Genomic DNA, 15,249 nt, shown 5'->3' on the forward strand with positions numbered 1-15,249 from the left:
AGGGGCGTATTTTGCGGTCGTCGCTTGCCTGGCTGCGGGAGACGTACGCGGAGTCCGAGGGGCGCGCGTCGCCGATGTACGGCGTGGTGGCCTCCATCGGCATCGCCGTCCCGCTGGTGATCGGGACGGTGACCGGGCATCCGGCTCAGGGCGGAGTGGCGGCTCTCGGGGCCTTCTTCGTGGTCAACACCACGCCCCAGGGCCCGTACGGCGCCCGCGCCCGCGCGCTGCTCGCGGCGGTCCTGGTGGTGACGGGCTTCTCCGTGCTCGGCGGCCTGCTGGCCGGTCATCCCGTGCTCGCGGTGGTCGTCGTGCCCGTCGTCGCGGCGGTGGCCGTGGCCGTCCCCTGGCTGGGCGTGACGGCGACACTGGTCTTGATCGCCGCGACGGTCCGGCCGGCGGGCAGCCCGGTGCTGTTCAACGGCTTCCTGGAGATGCTCGGCGGGCTGTTCGTCTCCCTGCTCATGGTCGTTCCCCTGCTCACCCACCGCCTGCAGCCGCTGCGCACGGCGCTCGCGGAGGCGGGTGGCTCGGTGGCCTTCGCGCTGGACCTCCTGGCCGAGCCGGAGCTGCGGGCCGACGAGTGGGAGCGGCGGCGTCGCCAGGCGTACGACGAGATCAGGAAGGCCCGGGCGACGTACGGGCTGTACCTGTCGGGCGGGCGGGACGACGAGCAGCGTCCGCGGCGGCTGATCGACGCGTTCAACCGCGTCATGGACGAGGCCGTCGCGCTGCGCACGCACCTCGAGGCCGCGCGGCAGACGTCCCCGCCCGAGGAGTGGGAGCGCGAGCGCCGGGTCGCCGTCGCCGCGATCGCCGCCCGGCTGCGGCTGGTCGCCGGAGGGATCGAGGCGGGCGGCGGCACACCGCTCGGCGCGGACCAGCCGGTCGCGCTGCACCGGTTCGCCCGGGTCAGCGAGGAGGTGCGCCAGGCATGGCTCCCGGACGACCTGGTACGGACGGCGCTCATCGTGCAGGTCCGGCAGTCGATCGGCCGGATGGCCGCGACCGTCGACGGCGCCCGGGAGATCATCGCCCCCGGCCTGAAGATCGGGATCGACTCGCCGCGCCTCCCCGAACGCCCGACGGGCGGTTGGACCCGCTTCACCGAGGGCGTCCGTACGCGCTCGCCCGGCTTCCGGCACTCCACGCGCATGGGGGTGGCGATCGCCGTCGCCATGGCCCTCACCACCTGGCTGCACCTGACGCACGGCCACTGGCTGACCATCACGGTCGTCGCCAGCCTGCGCGACTCGTACGGCGACACGGTGACGCGGGTCGTGAAGCGGATCGGCGGCACGGCGATCGGCGCGATCGTCGCCGCGCTGGCCCTCGCGCTCGTGCCGCACCAGGCCACGCTGATCGTGCTGGTCTTCATCGGAGCGGCCCTCGGGTTCACGGTGCGGCCGGTGAACCACGGGCACTGGATGGCCGTCGCCACGCCGATGATCATGTTGCTGATCGACTACTCCGCCCCGATGAGCTGGTCCGCCGCCGGATGGCGGATCGGGCTGACGGTCGTGGGCGGGCTGTTCGCGCTGGCCGCCGCCCGCGTCCTCTGGCCGGCCGGCACGATCGGCCTCCTGCCCGGACGGTTGGCCCGCCTGATGCGGACGCACGCCGGGCTGGCCAGGGCCGTCGCGGCGCGCTTCGACGGCGAGGCCGAGTCCTCCGTCCGCAGGCGGATGGAGGACGCCGCGGCGGCGGCCGCCGACGTCGAGGAGTCGGCGACCAGGCTCGGGCACGAGCCGGCGCCACCGGCGGAGCTGGTCCGGCGGCTGCTCGACGCCACGTCGATCGCCCGGCGGCTGCGCGACGACGTGCAGGCCGTCGGCACGCTCTGGGAGGACCGTACGGACGCCGGCCCGCTGCCCGCCATCCTCGAACGGGTCGCCGACCAACTCGACGAGAGCGCGGACGCCCTGCTGTCCCCCGACGGCGCGGTCGCCGAACTGCGGCTGGACGACCTCCTGGAGGAGTTCGACCGGCACCTGGCCGAGCTGACCCGCCGCCGCCGCGTCGAGCTGGACGACGTGGGAACGGACGCGGTCACGACGCTGCGCCGCTCACTGGTCCAGGTCGCCGCCGCCCGGCACGCGCTGCGCGGCCTCGCCTCCGACGCCGAACGCCTCCGTCAGGCCGTCCTGAGCGACGCGACTCCCTGAGCCGGAAGCCGGCGCGGGTGGACGGTCGGCAACCCATTGAGCCGGACCCGGACCGTGTGTCAGGGCTGAATGTTCTCCAGGTCCTCGAGGAGGCTGGAGCGCGTCGGCCGCCATCCGAGCGCATCGCGGGTGTGGGCGCTGGACGAAGGCTGGTCCATGGCGAAGATCGGGCCGAACGGGCCGAAGTTCTCCTGCGGAACCTCCTTGACCGGCAGGTCCAGTCGTCGGCCGATGACGGCTGCGATGTCGCGCACCGCGTCGCCTTCGTCGGCGACGGCGTGCCAGGACGTCCCGGCCCGGTGCCGACTCAAGGACCAGACGGAACAGGACCGCCGCGTCGAGCGCGTGCACGGCCGGCCAGCGCTGGGTGCCGTCGCCCGGGTAGCCGGACCCCCCGGTGCGGCGCGCCGCGTCGACCAACAGGCCGGCGAAATCCGCCCCGGCCCTCGTTGTGGACCGTGCGCGGCATGCGGACAGCCGTGCTGCGCACCCCGCGCGAGGCGAGGTCCAGGAGTGCGGTGACCGAACGCCCTCGACCACCCACCGGTCCGTCGGTCGGCAGCGGATCGGCCTCGGTGGAGGCGCGTCCCGGCACCCAGGGCGTACCCGAGACCGTGACGATCGGCGGTCGCTTCCGATGAGTTCCTGCCCCAGCGCGGTGAGAGCGGCGCTCTCCTCGGCGACGGCCTGCGCGAGCGCGTCCGGACTGCTGTAGTCGCGTCCGAACGCCAGACTGATCGTGATGACGCGGAGGGGCTCGCGCCCCATGCGCTGGCGGCCCTGGAGGATCTGCGCGCGGCGACCGCGTCGCTGGGCTGATCGACGCGCCCGGCGTCAGAGCAGCCCGGCCTCAGAGCAGCCCGGCCTCAGAGCAGCCCGGCCTCAGAGCAGCCCGGCGTCCTCGGCGTCCGCGGCGTCGATCTCCTCGCGGGAGATGCCCAGCAGAAAGGCGATGCTGTCCATGTAGGGCACGTTGAGGGCCGTGTCGGCGGCCTCCCGCACGACGGGCTTGGCGTTGTAGGCGATGCCGAGCCCGGCGGCGGCGAGCATGTCGAGGTCGTTCGCGCCGTCGCCGATCGCGACGGTCTGGCTGATCGGCACGCCGGCGTCGGCCGCGAACCGGCGCAGCGCCTCCGCCTTGCCCGCCCGGTCGACGATGGGGCCGACGAGCCGCCCGGTGAGCTTGCCGTTCTCGACCTCGAGCACGTTCGCGGCCGTGTAGTCGATGCCGAGGTCCGCGGCGAGCGCGTCGGTGATCTGGGTGAACCCGCCGCTGACGATCGCGAACTTGTAGTCGAGCCGCTTCAGCGTGCGCACGAGGGTGCGGACGCCCGGCGAGAACTCGATGCGGTCGCGCACCTGCGCCAGGACGCCCTCGTCGAGCCCGGCCAGCATCGCGACCCGCTCCCGCAGCGCGCCCTCGAAGTCGAGCTCCCCGCGCATCGCGGCCTCGGTGATCTCGGCGACCTTGGCCTCGAGCCCGGCGTGCTCGGCGATGAACTCGATGACCTCGCCCTGGATGAGGGTCGAGTCGACGTCCATGACGATGAGCCGCTTCGCCCGCCGGGCGAGCCCGCCGCGCTGGACGGCCACGTCGACGTGCTGCTCGGCCGCTTCCGCGGCGAGCGCGGCGCGCAGGCCGTCGGGGTCGGCGCCGGACACGTCCATCTCGATGCACGTGACCGGGTGGTGGGCGAGCCGCTCGATGCGGTCGATGTTGGCGCCGTGCGCCGCCACGCGCCCCGCCATGCCGGCCATCGCGGCGGGCGTCAGCGGGTGGCCGAGGATGGTGACGTGCAACCGGCCGTGGCGGCGCCGCGGGTTGCCGTTGCCGGTCCCCGTGGCCAGTTCGATCTCCATGCCGAGGTCGGCGGCGATCTTCTCGGCGGCGGCCCAGACCTGGCCGATGTCGGTGTCGGGACCGTACGAAACGAGGACACCGAGCACCAGACGGCCGCGGATCACGACCTGCTCGACGTCGGCGACGGTGACGGGGAAGGCGGCGAGAGTACTGAACAGGCGGGACGTGACTCCGGGGCGGTCACGGCCGGTCAGCGTGATCAGCAGCGTGCGCGTCTTGGCATCCATGCTGTTCACCACGGTACTTGGCCCTCATAGTGCGCCGCTCGACGGTCCACCATCCGGACACCGAGGGTTCGGCGGACGTTCGCCGCCCGGACTCTCCGCGCCCACCCGGTGTTACCGCAGGTCACAGTCTTTCCGGACACGTCCCTCAGGAACGAAGGTCGATGGCGCCGAATCGGGCGGGGCCGAGGACCGGATGCTCGGCAAAAGCCCCGCCTGTGGTGCCGTTATGCGGGCTTTGCCCCCGTCCGGGACCGCGGTCGCCGAGCATTCGGTACGCGTTGAGCGGCGGACCGGAGCCGCCCGGACCCTTAGCGCCCGCCCGGCGCTCCCGCAGGTCACACCCTTCCAGGACCCGTCCCTCAGGGCAGCAGCAGGTTCGCGTCGCCGAACTCGTGCCAGCGGTAGCCGCCCGCCAGGGCCTCGGTGTAGACGCGGTCGAGCAGCTCCTCGCCGGCGATCGCGGTGAGCATCCGCAGGTGCGAGGAGCGCGGCTCGTGGAGGCCGGTGAGCAGGCCGTCCACCACCCGTACGCCCTCGTCCGGGGTGACCACGTGGGACGTCCAGCCGTGGGCGGCCCGGACGAACCCCTTGTCGGTGACGGCGCTCTCCAGCGCGCGTACGACCGTCGTGCCCACGGCGACCACCCGGCCCCCTTCCCACTTCACGTGGTTCACCAACGCCGCCGTGGTGGCCGGGACCTCGTAGCGCTCCGGGTACGGCGGCTCGTCCTTCTCCGGGGACGCCACGCCGGTGTGCAGGGTCAGCGGCGCGAGGAGCACGCCGCGCGCGACGAGGCGGGTCACCAGGTCGGCGGTGAAGGGACGCCCCGCGCTCGGCATCTCGGCGCTCCCGGAGCCGTCCTGCCGGGCCAGCGCCTCGGCGAAGACGGTCTGGTACGCCGCCGCCGGCTGGTCGCTGCGGACGTAGCCGTACCGGATCGGCACGCCGTACCGCCGCAGGTACGGCTCGACGTCGGTGTCGAGGCGTGCCCGCCACAGCCGGGGCGTGTACCGGTCCAGGAGGGTCAGCGTCGCGCCGCCGGGCAGGGGGAACCACTCGCCCGGGCAGCCGCCCGCGTACGGCTCCGAGGCCCGGCCGGTCCGCAGCCGCAGCTCGACGAGCCAGCAGCCGGCGTCCGACGGCACCGGGCCGGAGAAGTGGACGGCCAGCCGGTCGAGTCGTACGGCGGCGGGCAGGGTCGCCGAGGTGTTGAAGACCAGCAGGTCGCCGGGCCGGAGGAGATCCGGCAGGTCGGTGAACGCGTGGTGGCTCACGCCGTCCCGGGTGGCCGCGAGGAGGCGGACGGCGTCGCGACGCGCCGGGGGTTCGTGTGCCTCGAGGTCGGGTGGAAGGGCGAAGTCAAGCACGGGGGGCCTCCACACGGTGCGCGGCCGTGGCCGCGATGACGGCGATGACGAGGGTGCACACGAGCCCGGCGCCCAGGCCCGCCGCGTTGACCAGCGCGCCGGCCACACCGACGGCGAGGGACGCGCCGAGGGTGTCGGCGATCTGCAGGGCCGAGGAGTTGGCGCCCTGCTCGGACGGGGCGGACAGGTCGAGCACCTGCACGCTGAGGACCGGGAAGGCCATGCCCATCCCGAGACCGCCGACGATCCAGGCGGGGATCGCCGCCCAGCCGGAGGTGTAGAGCGCCACGGCGATCCCGGCGACTCCGATGACCAGGAGGGTGGCGCCCAGCACCGCGAACCGCGCCCGCGAGCCGCCGGTGGCCCTGCCCTGGAGCCAGGAGCCGCCGCTCCAGCCGAGGGCTCCCACGGTCAGCACGACCCCGGCGGCGGTGGGGGTGAAACCGTGCCGGGTGATGAGCGCGAGCGGGATGAACACCTCGGTGCCGGACATCGTGCCCATCAGGAGGCCGCGCATGGCGATCGCGGTCGGCAGGCCCCGGCCGAGGCGCAGCGTGCCGCGCGGCAGCAGCACCCGCAGGCCGTACGCGAGGCCGGCCAGGCCGGGCAGCGCGATCGGCGAGCGGTGGTCGATGCCCCACAGCAGGAGGGCGGCGCCGACGGCCAGCGCGACGGCGGCGAGCGTACGGCCGCGGGGCATCGCGCCGCGCGTCCGGGAGCCGCGCAGGGCCGGGGCCAGCATCGCCGCGGCGGGCACGACGAGGGGAACGAGGCCGAGGAAGACCCAGCGCCAGCCGAGGTGCTCGGCGACCAGCCCGCCGACGGACGGGCCGACCAGCGACGGCACGACCCAGGCGGCCGACATGGCGGCGAAGACCCGCGGCCGGGACGTCTCGGGGTAGACGCCGGCGACGATCACGTACAGCGGGACGACGGCCAGCCCGGAGCCGAGGCCCTGGACGGCCCGGCCCGCCACGAACCAGCCCATCGCCGGGGCGGTCCCCACGATGACCAGCCCGGTGACGAAGATCGCCAGCCCGGTGAAGAGCGGCATCGCGGGGCCGCGCGCGTCCGCCCAGCCGCCCGCCAGCACGTTGCCCACCAGCCCGGTGATGAAGACGGCGCTGAAGCCCCAGGCGTACATCGACAGGCCGCCCAGGTCGCGCGCTGCCACCGGCATGGCCGTGCCGACCGCCATCTGCTCGAACGCCAGCAGCGTGACGACGACCAGGATGCCGATCGTCGTCGTGCGGTACGGGCCGGTCAGCAGCCGGGGTCGCGGCGCCGGGCCGGTCGTCTCCGCGGTCTCGGCCGGGGCGCTCACAGGTCGCCCACCGCGTACCGGCCGCTCGCGAGGCGTTCGCCGATCAGTCTGCGGAGGGCGGGGACGGCGACCTCCTCGGGGAGGGGCGCGGCGTCCGCGTCCTCGCCGGCGTCGGCGAGCATCCGGGTGCGCATCTCGCCGGGGTCGACCCACCACACGGCGATCTCGGGCTCCTCCGCGGCCAGGACGTTGGACAACTGGTCGAGCGCGGCCTTCGTCGCGCCGTACCCGCCCCAGCCCGCGTACGGCTCGCGAGCGGCGTCCGAGGTGACGTTGACGATGGCGCCCCAGCGCGCGCGGAGGGCCGGCAGGACGCCCTGGATGAGCGCGAGCGGCCCGAGCACGTTGACCGCGAACGCGCGCTCCAGTTCGGACGACGGGTACTCGGCCAGGCGGGGCAGCGGCGTCGCGCCGAGCGTGCTCGCGTTGTTGACGAGGAGGTCGAGCCCGTCCGACGCCCGTACGAGCGCCTCCCGGTGGGCGGGGTCGGCGATGTCGCCGGCGAGGGCGGTGACGTCCACGCCGGCGGCGGCCAGGTCGGCGGCGATCTTCTCCAGGTCGGGCGCCCCCCTGGCGTCGAGGATCAGACTCCAGCCGTCCTGGGCGAGCGCGCGGGCCAGCGCCAGGCCGAGCCCGCGGGACGCTCCGGTGATCAGTGCCTTCATGTCCTCGACGTTAAGCCCGTACCGCGAGACCGGCATCGGTCGCGGGACCTGGACCGGCCGGGCTGATGGTCGTAGGTCCTTCGGGCACACTTGTCGTGTGAGGAACGGGCGGATGGCGATCGGGCGGCCGTGGGGGGTGCCCGCACGGGTGGCCCTGCTGGTCGCGGTCGTCGTCGGCCTGGCGGCGCTGCGCATCCCGCGCCCGCCCACGCTGTGCGTCCTGCGGCAGTACACCGGCGTCCCCTGCCCGCTGTGCGGGTTCACGACGGCGGCGGTCCATCTCGGCCACGCCGACATCGTGGGCGCCTTCGACGCGTCGCCGCTGGCGGTGGCGGTGTGTGCCGGGTTCGTGCTCGTTCCGATCGCGCGGCGTTCCCGGTTGAGCACGCTCTGGCAACGATCGTCCCGTAGAACGCGACAAATCGTCCCGATCGTGGCTATCGTCGCACCTCTGATCGTTTCCGAGGTCTGGCAGCTCGCCCGCTTCGGCATCATCTGAACTGGAGGAACCGTGGGATACCCGCCTCAGGGCCCGCCCGGTTACGGCGACGGTCCGCCGTCCGCGCCGCCCCCGCCGCCCGGATACGGCGGCGGCTATGGACAGCCCGCCCAGCCGCAGTCGAGCACGCCGCAGGTGCTCTCGATCATCGGCATCATCTGCTGGTTCTGCTGCTCGCCGGCGGCCATCGTGCTGGGCCTCGTCGCCCAGAACCAGTTCCGCGCCCAGGGGCGGTCCGACACGATCGCCAGGGTGGCCTGGATCGGCGGCATCGTCGCGCTGGCCCTCGGCATCGTGAGCGCGATCGTCCGGCTTCAGGCCGGCAGCTGACGGTCTCCCGCGGGGTCCCCGCCCGGATCGGGCGGGGGCGCCGCGCGGCGGTACGGTCGTGAGCCGTGGACACCGATCGGGACGCCACGCTGCGCGCCGTCAGCACGGCGGTGCTCGCGGTCACGCGGCACCTGTCCGTGCACGAGGTCCTGCAGGTGATCGTCCGGGCCGCCGCGCAGCTCCTCGACGCCCGCTACGCCGCGCTCGGCGTACCCGACGACGAGGGCTCGTTCGCCGAGTTCGTCGTGGAGGGCGTCTCGGACGAGCAGTGGAAGCGGATCGGCCCCCTGCCCCGGCAGCACGGCCTGCTCGCGCTGATGCTGCGTGACGACCGCGCGCAGCGGCTGCCGGACGTGCGCAAGGACCCGGCGTTCGAGGGCTGGCCGACCGCGCACCCGGTCCTCAAGGACTTCCTCGGCGTCCCGATCAAGGACGGGACCGAGACGCTCGGCATCATCTTCCTCGCCAACCGGCGCACGCCGGGCGGCTTCACGGCCGCCGACGAGGACCTGCTCACCCTCTTCGCGGCCCATGCCGCGATCGCGATGACGAACGCCCGGCTGTACGAGCGGAACCGCGAGCTCACCGTGATCGAGGAGCGTGCCCGGCTGGCGCGCGAACTGCACGACGCGGTGGCGCAGAAGCTGTTCTCCCTCCGCCTGACCGCCGCGGCGGCCCTGTCCGCGCCCGACCCCCGCGCCGAGCTCGAACGCGTCCAGACGCTCGCCAAGGAGGCCCTCGCGGAGCTGCGGGAGGTCATCTTCGAGCTGCGCCCCGCCGAGCTGGAGGGAGACGGGCTCGCGGAGTCGCTGCGCAAGCACGTACGGGTCCTGGACCGCGCCTGGGGCTCGGGGCGCGGGCGCCGGCCACGGGTCCGGTTCGAGGGCGAGGACGTCGCCCTGCCGGCCGAGGTCGAGGCGGTGGCGTACCGCGTCGCCCAGGAGGCCCTGTACAACGCCCTCCGCCACGGTGACCCCTCGGAGGTGACGGTGCGGCTGACGGCGGGCGCGCTGGAGGTCCACGACGACGGCACCGGCTTCGACGTCGGGGCCGGGGCGCGCGACGGTCTGGGGCTGGCGTCCATGCGCGAACGCGCGGAGTCGGTCGGCGGGCGCCTGACGGTCGACTCGTCCCCCGCCGGCACGGTCGTACGCCTGGAGGTGCCCGCATGACCCGCGTGCCGATCGCCGATGACCGTCCGGTCGTGTGTCTGGAGGTTCCCGCATGATCCGAGTGCTGATCGCCGATGACCATCCGGTCGTGCGCCAGGGGCTGCGCACGTTCCTCGGCGTGCAGGACGACATCGAGGTCGTCGGTGAGGCCGCCGACGGCGCGGAGGCGGTCTCCCGCGCGGAGGCCCTGCATCCCGACGTCGTCCTCCTGGACCTGAAGATGCCCGGCGTGGACGGGCCGACCGCGCTGCGCGAGCTGCGCGCCCGCGGCATCGAGTCCCGCGTCCTCGTGCTCACCAGCGTCGGCGAGCGGGAGCACGTCCTGCCGGCCGTACGCGCCGGCGCCTCCGGATATCTCTACAAGGACGTCGACCCGCAGGCCCTGGTGCAGGCGATCCGCGCCGTCCACGACGGGCACATGCTGTTCGCGCCGGAGGCGACCGAGGCGATGCTGGCGCCCGCGCCGGTGGATCCGGGCGCCGGGGCGCTCACCGAACGCGAGCGCGAGGTCCTCGTCCAGATCGCCCGGGGCCGGTCCAACCGCGAGATCGCCCGGGCGCTGGTCGTTTCCGAGAAGACCGTCAAGACGCACGTTTCGAACATCCTGCTTAAGCTTGGGCTGCAGGATCGCACCCAAGCGGCCCTGTACGCCGTGCGTCACGGCCTCGCCGATCGGTGACTCGCGAGTATTCGCGTGAGATCGAGGAGGCGTAAGACGCGTCGGTCGAATATCTTGATGAACCTCAGTAGTCGGCTGAGTGAACCGCATCGCCGAGGACGTCATCGGAATTCACATGAGAGTCGCCATTCGCTACGCCGCGGGGTCGGACGTCGGCCGTACCCGCGAGAACAACGAAGACTCGGCGTATGCGGGCCCATGGCTGCTCGCAGTCGCCGACGGGATGGGGGGCCACGTCGGCGGGGAGATCGCAAGCTCCCTCGCCGTCCAGACCCTCGCGCCCACCGACGCCGAGGTCCCCCAGCCAGCGCTGGTGGACACGCTCGAACACGCCGTGCTGTCGGCCAACCAGGCCATCGCGCAGCGGGTCGCGCAGGAGCCGGCGCTGCAGTCGATGGGCACGACCTGCACGGCGATGCTGTGGTCCGGCACCCAGCTCGCGCTCGCGCACATCGGGGACTCCCGCGCGTACATGCTGCGGGACACCATCCTCTACCAGATCACCGAGGACCACACGCTGGAGAAGATGCTCACCGGCGAGGACGGCGCGGCGCCCCATCTGGCCAACCGCCTCGTCCGGGTGCTCGACGGCAAGCCGGACCGCAAGCCGGACATGTCGCTGCGCGAGTCCCTGCCGGGCGACCGCTACCTGCTGTGTTCCGACGGCCTGACCGGCCCGGTCGACGCCGAGACGCTGCATCAGGTCCTGACGACCCAGTCGGAGCCCGAGGCGGCCGTTCGCGCGCTCATCGATCTGGCCAATCAGGGCGGCGGACCGGACAACATCACCGTCATCGTGGTGGACGTCGTCCCGGAGGGCGCGGACGCGAGGCCCCCGGTCGTCGTGGGTGCCGCCCAGCGCTGACGACGGTCGTCGACGCCGTCCGGCGCCCACGGACCGTCGTGGATGCCGTCCGGCGTTGACGGCGGTCGTCGACTCCCACGACCGCCGTGGGTGCCGTCCGGCGCCGAGGACGGTGGTGGACGCCGCCCGGCGTCGATGCCGACCGGTCCCGAATGTCTCCGTGCGGTCACGTTATGGGCTCTGGGGCCCATCTGACTTGACCGTTACCCGCCTTGCTGCGATATAGGTCCCACAGGCGTACAACGGCACGGGGTTGGAGGGCGGAGTTTGGACGTCGCACGGGGGACGAGGGTCACCCCTGGTGCGCCGACCGCGCCGGCGCGGATGCTCGCCTCCTTCACCGCCGCCGCAGGGGACGGGGTACGGGGTGTGGCGATCCGCACGGGGAGCATGGCCGTCGCGGCCGTACTCGCGGCACTCGTGCATCATGCCCACGATCCCGGCATACTGTGTCCGCTTCGGCGGTTCACCGGAGTCCCCTGCCCTCTTTGTGGCGGTACCACCGTCTTCATGGAGCTGGGGGCCGCCCACCCGGTCAGAGCCGTCCTCGCGAATCCGTTCGCTCTCGCGGGGGCGATCGGTCTGGCCACGGCGCCTCTGGGGATCGGGCGCCGATGGTGGACGATCGAGCCGCGCGCCCGCACTGCACTGCTCGGCGTCGTGCTGGGCCTGTCCTGGCTATGGCAGCTCGCCCGGTTCGGGCTCCTGCAGTGGTGAATTCCATATCTCGTCACGGCGACCCCGGGCCCGGCTCGCAGACGGGCGTCATTCGATGAAGGAGTAAGAGCGTGAGCACCCCCTACGACCCGTACGGCCAGGGCCAGCAGCCCGGCTACGGTCAGCAGCCCGGGTACGGGCAGCAGCAGCCCGGGTACGGCCAGCAGCAGCCGGGCTACGGGCAGCAGCAGCCCGGTTATGGGCAGCAGCCGGGCTATGGCCAGCAGCAGCCCGGGTACGGGCAGCAGCAGCCCGGCTATGGCCAGCAGCAGCCCGGATACGGGCAGGACTACGGCCAGCAGCAGGGGTACGGCCAGCAGTCCGGTTACGGGCAGCAGCCCGGGTACGGCCAGCAGGACTACGGGCAGGGCTATGGCCAGCAGCCCGCCGCGTACGGCCAGCAGTACCCGCAGCAGGGCTACGGCGCCGGTTACAACCAGGGGCAGTACGCCAGCTGGTTCTCCCGGGTCGGCGCCACGCTGGTCGACGGACTGATCGTCGGCGTGCCGTACGGCCTGCTCTACGGCATCGGCATCGCGGTGGGCGGCGGCGGTGGCGCCCTGGTCGTCTTCCTGGGGTTCCTCGTCGCGGTCGGGCTCGGCCTCTGGCTGTGCCACCAGGAGGGCACGACCGGTCAGACGCCCGGCAAGCGCGCCCTCGGCATCAAGCTGATCGGGGAGACCACCGGTCAGCCGATCGGGTTCGGCATGGCGTTCGTGCGCCGGCTCGCCCACTTCCTCGACGGCGCCGCCTGCTACATCGGCTACCTGTGGCCGCTCTGGGACGACAAGAGCCAGACGTTCGCCGACAAGGTCTGCACCACCATCGTCGTCCAGGCCTGAAATCCAGGATCGGGACAGCCGCCCCGGCGACCGCGAGAGCGATCGCCGGGGCGTTTCGCGTACGGGGTCAGCGGACCGGGTCCAGGACGCTGTTGTAGGCGGCGACCCGGGCCCGGCGGACCGCGCGGTCGAGGGTGCGGAGAGCCTCGGAGCGACGCTGGACGTGCGCGGCGGACAGGCCGACGCTCTCGGCGGAACGTGCCAGGTCGACCACGACGGCCAGCCGGCTCGCGAGCGCCGCGACCCGGTGCGCGCGTGCGGGGTACCCGGGCGCGAGGCCGCCGACGTGCTCGTGCCGGTGCGACTCGCGCAGCGCGCCCAGCGCCTCGGCGATCTCCGGCCGCCACTCCTGCCCGCCGTCCACGGACAGGAGCGCCTCGGTGGCGTCCCGTACCGCCAGCGTCAACTGGCGATCGGCCTCCGGCAGCGAGGGGATGTCCGAAGTGCCATGGCGGGTCTCGTGCACCTCCCAGCGGGTGCCGACGTACGAGGAGCCCCGGCGGTCCTCCGCCGGGATGAGGCCGAGCGACCGTTCGCCCACCGTGGCGAGGACGGCCTCGCCGGCGTCGATGGCCGCCGTGTTGAAGTCCGACGGGCCGGTCAGCCCTAGGGGGTCCCCCGGAGCGGGCAGCGCGAGGCGCAGTGCGGTGAGCCCCGCGACCCGGAGCGCGCCGAGGCCCCGTCGCAGCGGAAGCTCACCGCTCTCGCCGGGTACGCGGTCGACCACGTGCGGGCTGCCCTGACGCTCGACGGAATCGGCGGCCTCGTCGAGCCCCACATGGCCGGTCAGCCAGGCGTTGCCCCAGGCGACAAGCCCGGTGGATGGGTGAGTGAGGCGCATGCCGACCACCATAAGCGGTTCATCGGCTGCGCGGCTTGGCCTGCCCGGCCTTCGGGCCGGGGGGAAACGTGGCCGTCTCGGCCGCCCTGTCCACCGGCGAACGGCTGTCCGTGCCTGGCCTGCGCAACACTGAGGTCCAGCGCGTGCGACGGCTCCAGCGCAGGCTGGCGCGCGCCAAACCTGGGTCGAATCGCCGGGCGCGGGTCAGGACCGCGATCGGCCGGATCAAGGCGCGTGAGACCGACCGTCGCAAGGACTGGGTGGAGCAGACCTCCACCGCTTTGGCCCGCCGCTACGACCTCATCCGCGTCGAGGACCTGAAGATCAAAAACATGGTCCGTTCCGCGCGCGGCACCCTCACCGTGCCAGGCACCAACGTGCGGGCCAAAGCCGGACTCAACCCCTCCATCCATGCGGCCGGGTGGGGCCAGTTGGTCACCCGCTTGGAGCAGAAGGCGCCGGGCCGGGTGGAGAAGATCAACCCCGCGTACACCTCCCAGATCTGTCATGCCTGCGGACACCGCGCGCCGGAGAATCGCGAGAGCCAAGCGGTCTTTCGTTGTCGCGCCTGTGGGCATGTAGATCATGCGGATGTGAACGCGGCCAAGAACATCAGAGACATCGCCGTCGGGCGGACGGTGACAGCGCGGGGAGCCCTCCAGCCGTTGGGCGGGGCTGTGAACCGCGAACCTCAACCTGTACTCTCCTCCGGGTAGAGCGGGTTGGAATCCCCTGCCTGATCAAAGCGGGGGAGGACGTCAAAATGCCGTAGGTTCGTTCCGGAACCCGGACAGCGCCCGGCGGCATCCCGCCGGTCGCTGCGCGCTCTAGGGGAAGGATGCGATGGCCGGCGAGGTACTACGACTCAAGGGCGTCGAGGTCCGACGCGAAGGCGCGTCGCTCCTGCGCGACGTCGACTGGACGATCCAGGAAGACGAGCGATGGGTCATCGTCGGCCCGAACGGTGCCGGCAAGACGACCTTGTTGCAGGTCGCCGCCGCCATGCTGTTCCCCACCGAGGGCGAGGTCGAGCTGCTGGGCGAGACGCTCGGCAAGACCGACGTCTTCGAGCTGCGGCCCCGCATCGGCCTGTCCAGCGCGGCGATCGCCGACAAGATCCCGGCCGACGAGAAGGTCATCGACATCGTCCTGACGGCGTCGTACGCCATCATCGGCCGGTGGAAAGAGGAGTACGACTCCACGGACGTCACCCGGGCGGTCGAGCTCCTCGACGCGCTCGGCTGCGCGCACCTGATCCGCCGTCGGTTCTCCACCCTGTCCGAGGGCGAGCGCAAGCGGGTGTCGATCGCCCGCGCGCTCATGCCCGACCCCGAGCTGCTGCTCCTGGACGAACCGGCCGCCGGCCTCGACCTCGGCGGCCGCGAGGACCTGGTGGCGCGCCTCACGGCCCTGTCCAACGACCGCCTCGCGCCCACGATGGCCCTCGTCACCCACCACGTGGAGGAGGTTCCCGAGGGGTTCACGCACGCGCTGCTGCTGCGCCGGGGCTCGGTCGTCGCCACCGGGAAGGTCGACGAGGTCTTCACCGAAGAGCTGCTGTCGGAGTGCTTCGGCCTGCCCCTGAAGATCGAGCGGCAGGACGGCCGCTGGCACGCGCACGCCGTCGCCCCCCGCCCCTGAGCCCACTCGGGACGACAGATCTCCGAGGACCGGCCGGGCCGCCCTGCCGGCCGG

At 73.1% G+C, this 15,249-nt stretch carries 16 protein-coding genes; 10 read left to right on the forward strand and 6 right to left on the reverse strand.

Translation table 11 applies throughout. The features are described from left to right. Positions 1-11 precede the first annotated feature (11 nt). Complete coding sequence (locus AB0K82_RS09945) at positions 12-2,165, forward strand: FUSC family protein (protein WP_364394893.1); 2,154 nt, start codon at positions 12-14, stop codon at positions 2,163-2,165. Between the two features lie 59 nt (positions 2,166-2,224). Here AB0K82_RS09945 and AB0K82_RS09950 read toward each other — a convergent pair whose 3' ends face one another. The 5 genes from AB0K82_RS09950 to AB0K82_RS09970 form a co-directional block, all read right to left on the reverse strand. After that, on the reverse strand, positions 2,225-2,476 hold the full coding sequence (locus AB0K82_RS09950; RefSeq protein ID WP_364394895.1) for a hypothetical protein: 252 nt from the start codon (positions 2,474-2,476) through the stop codon (positions 2,225-2,227). 571 nt (positions 2,477-3,047) lie between these two features. Next, entirely contained in the window at positions 3,048-4,253 is a 1,206-nt protein-coding gene (gene serB / locus AB0K82_RS09955) for a phosphoserine phosphatase SerB (RefSeq protein ID WP_364394897.1), read from the reverse strand. A 359-nt stretch (positions 4,254-4,612) separates the two neighbouring features. Next, the gene (locus AB0K82_RS09960; protein ID WP_364394899.1) at positions 4,613-5,620 is read right to left on the reverse strand and encodes an S-adenosylmethionine:tRNA ribosyltransferase-isomerase; all 1,008 of its coding nucleotides are present in this window, start codon (positions 5,618-5,620) and stop codon (positions 4,613-4,615) included. Beyond that, positions 5,613-6,944 (reverse strand): MFS transporter, encoded by a 1,332-nt coding sequence (locus tag AB0K82_RS09965; protein ID WP_364394900.1) that lies wholly within the window; start codon positions 6,942-6,944, stop codon positions 5,613-5,615. The genes AB0K82_RS09960 and AB0K82_RS09965 overlap by 8 nt, the downstream gene beginning before the upstream one ends. Next, on the reverse strand, positions 6,941-7,609 hold the full coding sequence (locus AB0K82_RS09970) for an SDR family NAD(P)-dependent oxidoreductase (protein ID WP_364394901.1): 669 nt from the start codon (positions 7,607-7,609) through the stop codon (positions 6,941-6,943). The genes AB0K82_RS09965 and AB0K82_RS09970 overlap by 4 nt, the downstream gene beginning before the upstream one ends. 112 nt (positions 7,610-7,721) lie before the next feature. On the opposite strand from AB0K82_RS09970, the gene AB0K82_RS09975 reads away from it, so the two are divergent. The 7 genes from AB0K82_RS09975 (at position 7,722) to AB0K82_RS10005 (ending at position 12,713) form a co-directional block, all read left to right on the forward strand. Then, on the forward strand, positions 7,722-8,108 hold the full coding sequence (locus tag AB0K82_RS09975; protein WP_345365942.1) for a DUF2752 domain-containing protein: 387 nt from the start codon (positions 7,722-7,724) through the stop codon (positions 8,106-8,108). A 12-nt stretch (positions 8,109-8,120) separates the two neighbouring features. Beyond that, positions 8,121-8,438, forward strand: coding sequence for a hypothetical protein (locus tag AB0K82_RS09980; RefSeq protein ID WP_364394902.1), 318 nt, complete (start codon positions 8,121-8,123; stop codon positions 8,436-8,438). 65 nt (positions 8,439-8,503) lie between these two features. Beyond that, the gene (locus AB0K82_RS09985) at positions 8,504-9,610 is read left to right on the forward strand and encodes a GAF domain-containing sensor histidine kinase (protein ID WP_364394904.1); all 1,107 of its coding nucleotides are present in this window, start codon (positions 8,504-8,506) and stop codon (positions 9,608-9,610) included. Positions 9,611-9,662: 52 nt separating this feature from the next. Beyond that, the gene (locus AB0K82_RS09990; RefSeq protein ID WP_364394906.1) at positions 9,663-10,289 is read left to right on the forward strand and encodes a response regulator transcription factor; all 627 of its coding nucleotides are present in this window, start codon (positions 9,663-9,665) and stop codon (positions 10,287-10,289) included. Positions 10,290-10,404: 115 nt separating this feature from the next. Continuing rightward, complete coding sequence (locus tag AB0K82_RS09995) at positions 10,405-11,154, forward strand: protein phosphatase 2C domain-containing protein (RefSeq protein ID WP_364394908.1); 750 nt, start codon at positions 10,405-10,407, stop codon at positions 11,152-11,154. Between the two features lie 390 nt (positions 11,155-11,544). Next, on the forward strand, positions 11,545-11,871 hold the full coding sequence (locus AB0K82_RS10000) for a DUF2752 domain-containing protein (protein WP_364395055.1): 327 nt from the start codon (positions 11,545-11,547) through the stop codon (positions 11,869-11,871). Positions 11,872-11,942: 71 nt separating this feature from the next. Further along, positions 11,943-12,713, forward strand: a complete 771-nt coding sequence (locus AB0K82_RS10005; protein WP_364394910.1) for an RDD family protein — start codon at positions 11,943-11,945, stop codon at positions 12,711-12,713. 67 nt (positions 12,714-12,780) lie between these two features. On the opposite strand, the gene AB0K82_RS10010 is transcribed toward AB0K82_RS10005, so the two are convergent. Then, positions 12,781-13,554, reverse strand: coding sequence for a hypothetical protein (locus AB0K82_RS10010; protein WP_364394912.1), 774 nt, complete (start codon positions 13,552-13,554; stop codon positions 12,781-12,783). Positions 13,555-13,622: 68 nt separating this feature from the next. Between AB0K82_RS10010 and AB0K82_RS10015 the strand changes: the two genes are divergently transcribed. Continuing rightward, positions 13,623-14,270 carry a transposase gene (locus AB0K82_RS10015; RefSeq protein WP_364394914.1) on the forward strand — a complete coding sequence of 216 codons (648 nt, stop codon included), beginning with the start codon at positions 13,623-13,625 and terminating at the stop codon, positions 14,268-14,270. 127 nt (positions 14,271-14,397) lie between these two features. Next, entirely contained in the window at positions 14,398-15,195 is a 798-nt protein-coding gene (locus AB0K82_RS10020; RefSeq protein WP_364394916.1) for an ABC transporter ATP-binding protein, read from the forward strand. The last annotated feature ends 54 nt before the right edge of the window (positions 15,196-15,249 follow it).

Origin of the sequence: Actinoallomurus sp. NPDC052274 (assembly GCF_040679475.1) — a bacterium.
Classification (GTDB): Bacteria; Actinomycetota; Actinomycetes; order Streptosporangiales; family Streptosporangiaceae; genus Actinoallomurus; species Actinoallomurus liliacearum.

Excerpts from the sequence above, each read along its gene's own strand:
- AB0K82_RS10010 (WP_364394912.1), bottom strand. The coding sequence starts at position 13,554 with ATGCGCCTCACTCACCCATCCACCGGGCTTGTCGCCTGGGGCAACGCC.
- AB0K82_RS10000 (WP_364395055.1), top strand. The coding sequence starts at position 11,545 with ATGGCCGTCGCGGCCGTACTCGCGGCACTCGTGCATCATGCCCACGAT.
- serB (WP_364394897.1), bottom strand. The coding sequence starts at position 4,253 with ATGGATGCCAAGACGCGCACGCTGCTGATCACGCTGACCGGCCGTGAC.
- AB0K82_RS09970 (WP_364394901.1), bottom strand. The coding sequence starts at position 7,609 with ATGAAGGCACTGATCACCGGAGCGTCCCGCGGGCTCGGCCTGGCGCTG.
- AB0K82_RS09995 (WP_364394908.1), top strand. The coding sequence starts at position 10,405 with ATGAGAGTCGCCATTCGCTACGCCGCGGGGTCGGACGTCGGCCGTACC.
- AB0K82_RS10020 (WP_364394916.1), top strand. The coding sequence starts at position 14,398 with ATGGCCGGCGAGGTACTACGACTCAAGGGCGTCGAGGTCCGACGCGAA.
- AB0K82_RS09975 (WP_345365942.1), top strand. The coding sequence starts at position 7,722 with ATGGCGATCGGGCGGCCGTGGGGGGTGCCCGCACGGGTGGCCCTGCTG.
- AB0K82_RS09990 (WP_364394906.1), top strand. The coding sequence starts at position 9,663 with ATGATCCGAGTGCTGATCGCCGATGACCATCCGGTCGTGCGCCAGGGG.